Source organism: Caulobacter sp. GW821-FHT10C03 (assembly GCF_059415485.1).
The window spans coordinates 30,687-41,225 of sequence record NZ_JBWKNI010000032.1 but is presented as its reverse complement, the minus strand read 5'-3'; the positions used below and the strand labels follow the sequence as shown (position 1 = coordinate 41,225).

Here is a 10,539-nt window from a genome sequence, read left to right as displayed (position 1 = left end):
GCGATCCACAGCCGCTAACTCGGGCCGGTACCAAGAGCCCTCCCCATGGCTGGGATGGGGATGATTATGGGGCGGCTTGAGTGGGGGAGGATAAGTTGGGGTTATAAAGTTGTAGGGCGTTGAGTTCGCTAAACTCTTTTCCGATTACGCCGTGCGAGCAGCGTGCGTTCCTTCTCCCCTTGCGGGAGAAGGTGGCGGCGAAGCCGTCGGATGAGGGGTCTCTCAGATGGGAGACGCTCCGCCCGGCCTGACGCTGCACGCGGTGTTGAGGTCTGAGAGACCCCTCACCCGACCTCGCTCCGCGAGGCCACCCTCTCCCGCAAGGGGAGAGGGATCAAACGCGGTGGATTGCAAAAAAAGCCTGGGTCCCCGCTTTCGCGGGGATTTTACGGGAAGAGGGATCAGGCCCGGAGCCCGGCCTGACCGCTGCACGCGGTTTTGAGTTCTGAGAGACCCCTCACCCGACCTCCCTCCGGGAGGCCACCCTCTCCCGCAAGGGGAGAGGGATGCTTACCCCGTGACGAAGACCTTCTTCAGTTCGGTCTTGAGGATCTTGCCGTTGGCGTTGCGCGGCAGGGTCTCGGGCCAGAACACCACCCGCACCGGCACCTTGAAGGCGGCCAGGCGGTCGGCGACGAAGGCGCGGAGTTCGTCTTCGGTGGCTTCGGCGCCGGGTTTCAGGGTGACGACGGCGGCGGGTTCTTCGCCGAGGGTCTTGTGGTCGACGCCGACCAGGGCCGCATCCATCACCGCCGGGTGGTCGTAGAGGACGTTCTCGACCTCGATGCAGTAGATGTTCTCGCCGCCCCGGATCAGCATGTCCTTGGCGCGGTCGATGATGTAGCAGAAGCCCTCCTCGTCGAGGCGGGCGAGGTCGCCGGTGCGCACCCAGCCGTCGATGAAGGTCTGGGCCGTGGCCTCGGGCTTGTTCCAGTAGCCCTTCACCACCTGCGGCCCCTTGCACCACAGCTCGCCCACCGAACCGATCGGCAGCTCCTGGTAGGGCGCCTCCAGGGTCATGATCTTCAGGTCGGTGACCGGCACGGCCGGACCGCAGCTTTCGGGACGGTTCTCGTAGTCCTCGCCCGAGTTGGAGGTGGCGGTGGCCGAGGTCTCGGTCATGCCCCAGCCGTTGCCCGGCGAGGACTTGGGCCAGATCTCCTTGATCTTGCGCACCAGCTCGGGCGCCGAGGGCGCGCCGCCATAGGCCACGGCCTCCAGCGACGACAGGTCGTAGTTGTCGCGGGACGGATGCTCGATGATCTGCCAGGCGATGGTCGGCACGCCGCCCATCTGGGTCAGCCTCTCGTCCTGGATCAGCTGCATGGCCTTTTCGGGATCCCACTTGCGGATCATCGCCAGCTTGGCGCCGCCGAACAGGCCGGGGTTCATCACCGCGAAGCAGCCGGTGGCGTGGAAGAACGGCACCGAGATCAGCGCGCCCTTCTGCGGCAGGCTGGGATCGGGCTGGGGCGGGGCCTCGCCACGGCGCAGGAAGCTGCGCGCGGAAGCGGCGGCGGCGGCGAAGATGTTGCTGTTGACCGCGCGATGCGTGGCGAGAGCCCCCTTGGGCTTACCCGTGGTGCCGGAGGTGTAGAAGATCGTCGCGTCGTCCTCAGGCCCCAGCTCGACGGTCGAAAGCGGCTTTTCGTCCAGCTTGATCCAGTCGTTGGGGCCGCCGATCACGCTTTCCAGGCGCGTGACATAGGGATGGGCGATCTCTTCCCTGGCGCGCGAGACGTAGACGCGCTGGAGGTCGGGGCAGTTGTCGAAATGCTCGGCCAGGCGCTCGAAGCGCTCGACGTCCATCACCGCGACCGAGGCGCCGGAATCGACGAGGCCGTATTCCAGCTCCGGCCCGGTCCACCAGGCGTTCAGCGGGGTGAGGATCGCGCCGATGGAGAGGCCCGCATAGAAGGCCACCGGCCATTCGGGCAGGTTGCGCATGACCAGGGCCACCCGGTCGCCCTTCTTGACGCCCTTGGCCTCCAGCTCGGCGGCGAAGACGGTGACGGCGCGGTAGAAGCCCTCGAAGCTGACCCGCTCGTCCTCGTGGACCAGATAGATCTTGTCGCCGTGGGTGCGGCCGACCTGCAGGGTGTGGCGCAGGGTGGGCGGAAGGTTCTTCCAGGTCCGCGTCGGCACGCCGCGGATCACCACCTCCTCCATCTCGCCGGGCGTTCCCGGGGCGGTGATCAGGGCGTAGGCCTGTTTCACCGACATGGCGGGCCAAGGGGGCAAGGCGTGAGCGGCCTGGGTCATTCGTTACTCTCCCGGTGTAGCTCGCGCTCGTTGGAAGCGGCGCGTTTCCGTCGAGTAAGCACGGCGGGACGACCGATGTAAACGGTCGTTTGGATAGATAAGGGAACAATGTTTAGTTGGCCGCCCCGTCCTTCTCCCCTTGCGGGAGAAGGTGGCGGCGAAGCCGACGGATGAGGGGTCGCGCGGACGGTTCTGAGAGACCCCTCACCCGACCCCGCTCCGCGGGGCCGCCCTCTCCCGCAAGGGGAGAGGGATCGCAGTCAGGCCATCGCCGCCAGACGCTGCAAAGCCGCTTCCAGCTTGGCTTTCGCCGCTTCGGCCTCGGCGAGGCGTTCGCGGTTTTCGTCGACGACCTCGGGCTTGGCGCGGGCCAGGAAGTCGGGGTTGCCGAGCTTCTTGCCGGTCTTTTCGATCTCCGAGACGTGGCCGGCGATCTCCTTGGTCAGGCGGGTCTTCTCGGCGGCGACGTCGATGAATTCGGCGACGCCGAGGGCGCCGGTCGCTTCACCCATCACCACCGGCGCCGTGCCGGCGGGAGCGGCGTCGGCCAGGGAGATCTCGCCCAGGCGGGCCAGGCTGAGCAGCAGGTCGCGGTGACGCGACAGGCGGCCTTGCGTGCCCTCGCCCGCCCCGACCACGGCCAGGGCCGGCTTGGCCGACGGCGGCACGTTCATCTCGGCGCGCAGCGAGCGGATCTCGCCGACCGTGTCGACCAGCCAGCCGATCTCGGCGGCCGCGTCGGCGTCGATCCAGCTTTCCGGCAGCTCGGGCCACGAGGTCGAGATCAGCATGGCCTGGCGGGCCGGACCGCCCTCCTCCGCCGTCTTGTCCCACAGTTCCTCGGTGATGAACGGCATCACCGGGTGCAGCAGGATCAGGATCTGGTCGAGCACCCAGGCCGTGGTCGCGCGGGTCTCGGCCTTGGCGGCCTCGTCCTCGCCGTTGAGGATCGGCTTGGCCAGCTCCAGGTACCAGTCGCAGAAGACGTTCCAGATGAAGCGGTAGAGGCTGCCGGCGGCCTCGTCGAAGGCCGGGGCTTCAAGCGCCTTGGTGACCTCGCCGAGGGTCTTGACGACCTCGCCGCGGATCCACTTGTTGATCGGCTGGGACACGGTCGCGGGGTCGAAGCCCTCGACGCGGACGCAGCCGTTCATCTGGGCGAAGCGCGTGGCGTTCCACAGCTTGGTGCCGAAGTTGCGGTAGCCCTCGATGCGCTGCTTCGAAAGCTTGATGTCGCGCGCCTGGCCCGACATGGCCGTCAGGGTGAAGCGCACGGCGTCGCAGCCCAGCTCGTCGATCAGGGCGAGCGGGTCGATGACGTTGCCCTTGGACTTGCTCATCTTGGCGCCCTTCTCGTCACGGACGAGGGCGTTGATGAACACCTGCTTGAACGGAGCTTCACCCATGAAGTGAATGCCCATCATCATCATCCGGGCGACCCAGAAGAAGATGATGTCGAAGCCGGTGACCAGGGTGCTGGTCGGGTAGAAACGGGCGACGTCCGGGGTCTTTTCCGGCCAGCCGAGGGTCGAGAACGGCCACAGGGCCGAGCTGAACCAGGTGTCGAGGACGTCTTCGTCGCGGTTCAGCACCACGTCGGCGCCGAATTGCTCGCGGGCGGCGGCGTAGGCGGCTTCTTCGGTCTCCTCGACGAAGATCGAGCCTTCCGGACCGAACCAGGCCGGGATGCGGTGGCCCCACCAGAGCTGGCGCGAGACGCACCAGGGCTCGATGTTGCGCAGCCACTCGAAGTAGGTCTTTTCCCAGTGCCTGGGCTCGAAGACCGTCTCGCCGGTCTCGACGGCCTTCAGGGCCGGCTGGGCCAGGGTGTAGGCGTCAACGTACCACTGGTCGGTCAGGTAGGGCTCGATGACCACGCCAGACCGGTCGCCGTGCGGGACCATGTGCTTGGTCTTCTCGATCTCCTTCAGCCAGCCTTCTTCCTCGGCGCGGGCGACGATGGCCTTGCGCGCGGCGAAGCGGTCCATGCCCTGATACTCGGCCGGGACGGCGTCGTTGAGCTTGGCTTCGGGGGTCAGGATGTTGATGGCCGGCAGGCCGGCGCGCTTGCCGACGCCGAAGTCGTTGAAGTCGTGCGCCGGGGTGATCTTCACCGCGCCCGAGCCCTTGGTCGGGTCGGCGTAGTCGTCGGCGACGATCGGGATGCGGCGGCCGACGATCGGCAGGACGACGTCCTTGCCGACGAGGTCCTTGTAGCGCTCGTCCGACGGATGGACGGCGACGCCCGTGTCGCCCAGCATAGTTTCGGGACGGGTGGTGGCCACGACGATGTAGTCGCGTGTCTCAAATTGGGTCGGCTTGCCCTCGTCGTCGAAGGCGACCGGGTGCTCGTAGGTCACGCCATCGGCCAGCGGATAGGCGAAGTGCCAGTAGGCGCCGTCGACCTCCTTCTGCTCGACCTCGAGGTCGGAGATGGCGGTCTGGAATTGCGGGTCCCAGTTGACCAGGCGCTTGTCGCGATAGAGCAGGCCCTGCTTGTAGAGCTGGACGAAGACCTTGCGGACGGCGGCCGACAGGCCCTCGTCCAGGGTGAAGCGCTCGCGCGACCAGTCGCAGCTGGCGCCCAGACGGCGCAGCTGGTTGGTGATCGCCCCGCCGCTCTCGGCCTTCCATTCCCAGACGCGCTCGACGAAAGCGTCGCGGCCCATGTCGCGGCGGCCGATGTTGCCGGCGGCGGCCAGCTGGCGCTCGACCACCATCTGGGTGGCGATGCCCGCGTGGTCGGTGCCCGGCAGCCACAGGGCGGCCTTGCCGCGCATGCGGTGGAAGCGGGTCAGCACGTCCTGCAACGTGTTGTTCAGCGCGTGGCCGATGTGCAGGGAGCCCGTGACGTTCGGCGGCGGGATCACGATGACGAACGGCTCGGCGTTCGGATCCTCGCTCGGCTTGAAGGCTCCGGAGGCCTCCCAGGCGGCGTACAGGCGGGGTTCGACGGACTTGGGATCGAAGGTCTTTTCAAGCATGGCGGAGGGGATATGCCACTTAGCGCCGCCCCGCGAAACCGGGCGACGGGATTATCGGGGATTTTGAACGGGAAAAGGCGGCCGCCGGAGCGACCGCCTTCTTTAATTTCCGTGCGTCGGCGGCCGTCCTAGGGACGGTGCGACGCAAGCATCATACGCCGCGGCCGCGCGAGATCCGGTGGACCTCTTCCTCGACCTTGTTCTCGACGATGCGCGGCAGGTTGGTGTCTAGCCACTCCTTGAGCAGCGGGCGCAGCAGCTCGCGGACGACGTCTTCCAGCGTGCGGCCGTTGGCCGGCATCAGCAGGGCCGAGCTCAGGCTGCCGAAGGCGCTGGCGGCGAGGCCGGCGGCGTGGTCGCCGACCAGGGTCTCGGCCACTTCGTCGCGGTTGAAGGCCGGCGACGGCGGGGTGTAGGCCGGTTCCGGCGGCGGGGGCGGCGGCTCATAGGCCGGCTCCGGCTCGGGTTCCGGGGTGTAGACGTCGAGGTCGCCGAGCGTCTCGACCGGAGCCGGCGGCTCGATCGGGTCGGTCAGGTCGAGGACGTCGTCCTCGATCAGCGGCTCGGGCTCGGGAACCGGCTCGGGCGCGGGCGGCGGCGCTTCGGCCGCCGGAGCGTCGTCTTCGGAGATGATCCGCCGGATCGAGGCGAGGATCTCCTCCATCGTCGGTTCTTGAGAGCTCTGGTCGGACATGATGGGCTGGGCCGTATTAAAGGGCTACGAATCCTTGGCGTCCTGCAAGACGCGCACCACCGATGGTGCAGACTTGCACGGCTTAAGCAAGGCCAAGGATGGGCGAGGCGATGATTCGTCCAGGATTGGACGGACTTACTTACCCGGAGCGGGCGTCGCCACGGCCGGCGAGGCGATCTTGTCGAGCGCCTGCACGGCCGGCTCCCAGGGCACCCACCCGAAGGCGTGGTTGACCTTGTCGTACGAGGTCTTGGGATCGTAGCGCGTCACGTCGGGGGCCAGCTTGGCGATGTCGAGCGCGCCCATGGCCTGCAGCACGCCGGTGCTGGCGACGTACTCGTCGCGGCGGGCGGTCACGAGGGCCAGTTCGGCGGCGCGCAGCTCCTGCTGGGCGTTGAGCACGTCGAGCGTGGTGCGCAGGCCGACCTGCTGCTCCTGGCGGACGCCCTCGAAGGCGATCTTGGTCGCCCTCACCTGCTCTTCGTTGGAGACGAGGTTGGCGCGGGCGGCCAGCAGGGTGCTCCAGGCCGACGAGACCTGCTGCACGACGGTGCGCTTGGCGCCCTCGACGGCGATGCGGGCGGCGTTCTCGCGCTCGCGAGCCGCGCGGACGGCCGAGGCGTTGAGGCCGCCGGTGAAGATCGGCACGCGGGCGGTGATCGAGCCGGCGACGGCGCGGTCGTAGTCGCCGAACTGCTTGCCGGCGCCGTTCACCTCGCTGGCGTCATAGCCGAGGCTGGCGCCGGCCGAGACGGTGGGCAGGTAGGCGGCGCGGGCCGCGGCGACGTCGGCCGTGGCGGCCTGCTCGCTGTAGCGGGCGGCGACGACGGCGGGGTTGTTGGCCTCGGCGGCGTCGAAGGCCTGCTCGACGCTGGCCGGCAGCAGGGCCGCCAGCGAGGGCTCGGGCGCCAGGTCGGTCGGGTTCTGGCCGACGACCTGGGCGTAGCTGGCGCGGGCGACGGCCAGGTTGGCCTGGGCCGACGACAGGCTGGCCTTGGCGGCGGCCAGGCGCGCCTGCGACTGGGCCACGTCGGTACGGGTGATCTCACCGACCTCGAAGCGGGCGTTCGACTCGTCGAGCTGACGGGTCAGGACGTTGACGTTCTCCTGGGCGATCCGGAGGCTTTCCTCGGTGCGGCGGACGTCGACATAGGCGGTGATGACGGTGGCCAGCACCGACTGCTCGACGCTGCGCAGGTCTTCACGGCCGGCCAGGACGGTCGCCTCGGCGGCCGTCAGGTTGGCGCTGGCCTTGCCGCCCGTATAGAGCGGCTGCGACAGCGAGACGGTGGCGCCGCTGCCGCTGGTCTTCAGGCGATCCAGACCCGCCGAGGTGGTGTTGGCGTAGTCGGTGCGCGAAGCCGAGATGTCGGCGGTGGCGCTGACGGTCGGACGGAAGCCGGTCTTGGCCTGGACGACGGTTTCGTCCGTGGCCCGCTGCACCGCGCGCTGCTGCTGCAGGGTCGGATTGGTCTGGTACGCCAGGGTGACGGCGTCGGTCAGCGTCTCGGCGTTCGCGGCCGAAGCCATGAAACCCATGCAGCAGGCGGCGGCCAGCAACCCGGCCCGACGGCTCTTCGACATCCCGTTCTTCCCCAACACACCCGAAGCTCTCGCTTCAATACCAGCGCTGTAAGGCCGGCCGTCAACCGTCGCTAGTTAAGCTTTTTTCACGCAGGCGTTGTGCGCCCGCGTGAAATGGGCCCGGATCAGAACGCGAAGCCGGCCTCGACCGGGAAACCGGCCAGGAGCGACGGCGTCGAATCGAACACCGCGCGACCGGCCACGCCTTCTTCGGCGCGGACATAGAGCGTGGCGCGGCCGACCGGCCCCTGGCGCTCGACGACGCCCAGACGGCCGTGCAGGGCGAGCGCCCCGGTCCACGAAGCCGGAGCCTTCGGCACGGCGCCTTCGGTGACGATGACATCGTATTCGCCGGCAGGAACGGCGGTCAGGTCGTCGCCGTCGAGACGGGTGACGGCCAGGCCCATGGTCTCGAGCACCACGGCGGCATACGGCGCGGCGATGACCAGGGCCTTCTCGCCGGCGCGCGGCTTGATGATCTGCAGCAGCTTGCCGATGTCGCGCGGGCGCATCAGCGTGCGGCCCGGCGCGTATTCGACTTCGGCGTCGGCATAGGCCAGGTAGGCCTTGCCGGCGGGCACGAGGTTTTCGCGCGGAACCACACGCAGGGCGTCCTGCAGCGGCAGGTCGGTCACGTCGGCGGTGCGGATCTGGCTTTCCACCATGTTCAGGCGGGCGGCCGCGAAATCGGAGCTCATGGACTTCCTCGGAAAGCGGTTCGACAGGCTTATAGGTCCGCGTCTCGTCGGAAGGCAATCAGCCGCTTGCATTACGTATGCAGGGCGTTCGGCGTCGCGTCAGACCCCTTCGCCGAGCAGGCGGCGCAGCTGGTTGACGGCCGGACGCATCAGCGGACAGACCGTGGCGGCCGTGGCCAGGGGCGGGCCGAGCACGGCGGCGCGGGCGGCGTCGTTCTCGCAGAGTTGCACGGCGATGCGGGCGATCAGCGCCAGATCCGGTTCCAGCAAGGCGGTGCGCTGGTCGATCAGGCGGGTCAGGTAACGCGGGTCGGCGTCGTCGGGATAGCTTTCGATGGCTTCCTCGACGCTTTTGAGCAGCACCTCGATACGGCTTTCCACACCCACGGCGGTGGCGGCCTCACGCAATCTGGCTTCGATCTCACTCATGCCCAGCCGCGCCCCCGCGTACGCCTTCCCCTGAATTCGGCGGCCCGTATGGCGCAAAATCGTCGTTAACGCCTCCCCCAAAAGCATACTGTCCCCAAAATGGGGACATGGTGAATTTTGCTGGCGCGGCGACTCAGCACCACGGTTAATCGGGCCAAGGGCTTCAGGGGACGGTATGGGCACGGATGTTCGGCGCGCGGTTGTCCGCCTATCGGCGGGTTATTTCCTGCGCTCGCTGGATGTCGCCAAGGGCCTGCACGGCAACGACCCGGTCCGGGCCATAGTCTTCACCACCATCTGGGTGGCCAACACCGCCCATATCCGCCCCAACATGGGCTTCGACGCCAAGGAAAAGGTGGTCCAGGACGCCCTGCGCCGCCCCGTGACGGTGGTGCAGATCGCCGACTCGCTGGTCATGCCGGCCGAGACGGTGCGCCGCCACGTCAGCGGCCTGATCGCCGACGGCCTGTGCGTGCGCCACGGCCGCAAGGGCGTGACCATTCCGGCCGAGGTCTTCGCCCGCCCCGAGATGCTGGCCAGCCTGGACCAGCAGCACCAGTACACCGAGACCTATTATCGCGAGCTGCAGAAGCTGGTCGAGGCGTAGGCTCGCCGGATCACGGGGCGGGGCTCAGCCCTGCGCCGCCTCGAACCGCATGGCGTCGGCGATCATCGTTTCCAGCGAGCGCGTCGGGCGCCAGCCGAGGTCGGCGGCGATGCGGGAGATGTCGGCCACCAGGGCCGGCGGGTCGCCCTCGCGACGAGGGCCGTAGCCGTAGGGGGCCGGCTTGCCGGCCACGGCCTCGGCGGCCTTGATCAGCTGCAGCACCGAAGCCCCCTGCCCGGCCCCGACATTGTAGGTGTCGCCGCGCCCGCCCTCGATCAGGCGGCGCAAGGCCAAAACGTGGGCGTCGGCCAGGTCGGTGACGTGGACGTAGTCGCGGACCGCCGTGCCGTCGGGCGTGGGATAGTCGTCGCCGAACACGGTGAGCGGCCCCGCGCGGCCCAGCATGGCGCGGCACAGCAGCGGGACCAGATGGGTCTCCGGCTCGTGGCGCTCGCCGATCTCGCCGTCGGGATCGGCCCCGGCGGCGTTGAAATAGCGCAGGACGGTGACGTTGAGGCCATAAGCCGGCTCCATCCAGCGCAGGGCGTCTTCCAGGGCCAGCTTGGTCGAGCCGTAGGGATTGATCGGCCGGGTCGGGTGGCTCTCGGGGATGGGCGAGACCTCGGGCGCGCCGTAGACCGAGGCCGTCGACGAGACGACCAGGGGCGCGACGCCGGCGTCAGCCAGGGCCTTGGCGAAGATCACCCCGGCGGTGAGGTTGTTGTCGTAGTACTTGGCCGGATCGCGGTTGCTCTCGCCGATCAGGCTGTGGGCGGCGAAGTGGATCGCGCCCTTGATGTCGTAGCGGGCGACCAGCTCGGTCACCAAAGCCTCGTCGCGGATGTCGCCCCCGTGCAGCGGCCCCCACTTCACGGCGTCGGCGTGGCCCATGACCAGGTTGTCGAGCGTGACGGGGCTGTAGCCAGCGGCCGCCAGGGCCTTGCAGGCGTGAGACCCGATATAGCCGGCGCCGCCGGCCACGAGAATCGACCCGGACATCGATTGGGACATCGATTGGGACATCGACTGGGAACTGGACACCGGCCCTCTTTCGCCGCCCGAGATCCTGGCGCCCGGGCGTTTCTGCATGTCGCCGAACCTTGCGCCGGCCGCAACCCCAAAGCCTTGGCCATGGAGCCCACGGACGCGCCGCGTCCGGACGATCAGGCGAAGGCGGAGGGGGAAATCTTCCTGACGGCGAACCCTTCGAAGGATCGAAGGAAGAGTGGCTCCGCGGGTAGGATTCGAACCTACGACCAGCCGGTTAACAGCCGGCTGCTC

At 68.4% G+C, this 10,539-nt stretch carries 8 protein-coding genes and 1 tRNA gene (1 of these 9 cut by a window edge); 1 reads left to right on the top strand and 8 read right to left on the bottom strand.

The features are described from left to right. Nucleotides 1–510: 510 nt before the first annotated feature. The 6 genes from AC07NG_RS24965 to AC07NG_RS24940 form a co-directional block, all read right to left on the bottom strand. Nucleotides 511–2,262 (bottom strand): class I adenylate-forming enzyme family protein, encoded by a 1,752-nt coding sequence (locus tag AC07NG_RS24965; protein WP_494597039.1) that lies wholly within the window; start codon nucleotides 2,260–2,262, stop codon nucleotides 511–513. A gap of 260 nt (nucleotides 2,263–2,522) precedes the next feature. Next, a complete protein-coding gene (locus AC07NG_RS24960) occupies nucleotides 2,523–5,246 on the bottom strand; it encodes a valine--tRNA ligase (protein ID WP_494597038.1) in 2,724 nt (907 codons plus the stop codon). A 151-nt stretch (nucleotides 5,247–5,397) separates the two neighbouring features. Continuing rightward, on the bottom strand, nucleotides 5,398–5,940 hold the full coding sequence (gene popZ / locus AC07NG_RS24955; protein WP_110121235.1) for a pole-organizing protein PopZ: 543 nt from the start codon (nucleotides 5,938–5,940) through the stop codon (nucleotides 5,398–5,400). A 135-nt stretch (nucleotides 5,941–6,075) separates the two neighbouring features. Next, nucleotides 6,076–7,524, bottom strand: coding sequence for a TolC family outer membrane protein (locus tag AC07NG_RS24950; protein ID WP_494597035.1), 1,449 nt, complete (start codon nucleotides 7,522–7,524; stop codon nucleotides 6,076–6,078). Nucleotides 7,525–7,649: 125 nt separating this feature from the next. Continuing rightward, nucleotides 7,650–8,222 carry a protein-L-isoaspartate O-methyltransferase family protein gene (locus AC07NG_RS24945; protein ID WP_494597034.1) on the bottom strand — a complete coding sequence of 191 codons (573 nt, stop codon included), beginning with the start codon at nucleotides 8,220–8,222 and terminating at the stop codon, nucleotides 7,650–7,652. A 99-nt stretch (nucleotides 8,223–8,321) separates the two neighbouring features. After that, nucleotides 8,322–8,651 carry a hypothetical protein gene (locus AC07NG_RS24940; protein WP_487288659.1) on the bottom strand — a complete coding sequence of 110 codons (330 nt, stop codon included), beginning with the start codon at nucleotides 8,649–8,651 and terminating at the stop codon, nucleotides 8,322–8,324. 175 nt (nucleotides 8,652–8,826) lie between these two features. Here AC07NG_RS24940 and AC07NG_RS24935 point away from each other — a divergent pair, with 175 nt between their 5' ends. Beyond that, nucleotides 8,827–9,258 carry a hypothetical protein gene (locus tag AC07NG_RS24935; protein WP_487288661.1) on the top strand — a complete coding sequence of 144 codons (432 nt, stop codon included), beginning with the start codon at nucleotides 8,827–8,829 and terminating at the stop codon, nucleotides 9,256–9,258. A gap of 24 nt (nucleotides 9,259–9,282) precedes the next feature. On the opposite strand, the gene galE is transcribed toward AC07NG_RS24935, so the two are convergent. Both galE and AC07NG_RS24925 read right to left on the bottom strand, forming a co-directional pair. Then, nucleotides 9,283–10,257, bottom strand: a complete 975-nt coding sequence (galE, locus tag AC07NG_RS24930; protein WP_494597032.1) for a UDP-glucose 4-epimerase GalE — start codon at nucleotides 10,255–10,257, stop codon at nucleotides 9,283–9,285. A gap of 227 nt (nucleotides 10,258–10,484) precedes the next feature. Further along, nucleotides 10,485–10,539, bottom strand: a tRNA-Asn gene (locus AC07NG_RS24925); it runs 120 nt beyond the window's last position.

Excerpts from the sequence above, each read along its gene's own strand:
- AC07NG_RS24965 (WP_494597039.1), bottom strand. The coding sequence starts at position 2,262 with ATGACCCAGGCCGCTCACGCCTTGCCCCCTTGGCCCGCCATGTCGGTG.
- AC07NG_RS24960 (WP_494597038.1), bottom strand. The coding sequence starts at position 5,246 with ATGCTTGAAAAGACCTTCGATCCCAAGTCCGTCGAACCCCGCCTGTAC.
- popZ (WP_110121235.1), bottom strand. The coding sequence starts at position 5,940 with ATGTCCGACCAGAGCTCTCAAGAACCGACGATGGAGGAGATCCTCGCC.
- AC07NG_RS24950 (WP_494597035.1), bottom strand. The coding sequence starts at position 7,524 with ATGTCGAAGAGCCGTCGGGCCGGGTTGCTGGCCGCCGCCTGCTGCATG.
- AC07NG_RS24945 (WP_494597034.1), bottom strand. The coding sequence starts at position 8,222 with ATGAGCTCCGATTTCGCGGCCGCCCGCCTGAACATGGTGGAAAGCCAG.
- AC07NG_RS24940 (WP_487288659.1), bottom strand. The coding sequence starts at position 8,651 with ATGAGTGAGATCGAAGCCAGATTGCGTGAGGCCGCCACCGCCGTGGGT.
- AC07NG_RS24935 (WP_487288661.1), top strand. The coding sequence starts at position 8,827 with ATGGGCACGGATGTTCGGCGCGCGGTTGTCCGCCTATCGGCGGGTTAT.
- galE (WP_494597032.1), bottom strand. The coding sequence starts at position 10,257 with ATGTCCGGGTCGATTCTCGTGGCCGGCGGCGCCGGCTATATCGGGTCT.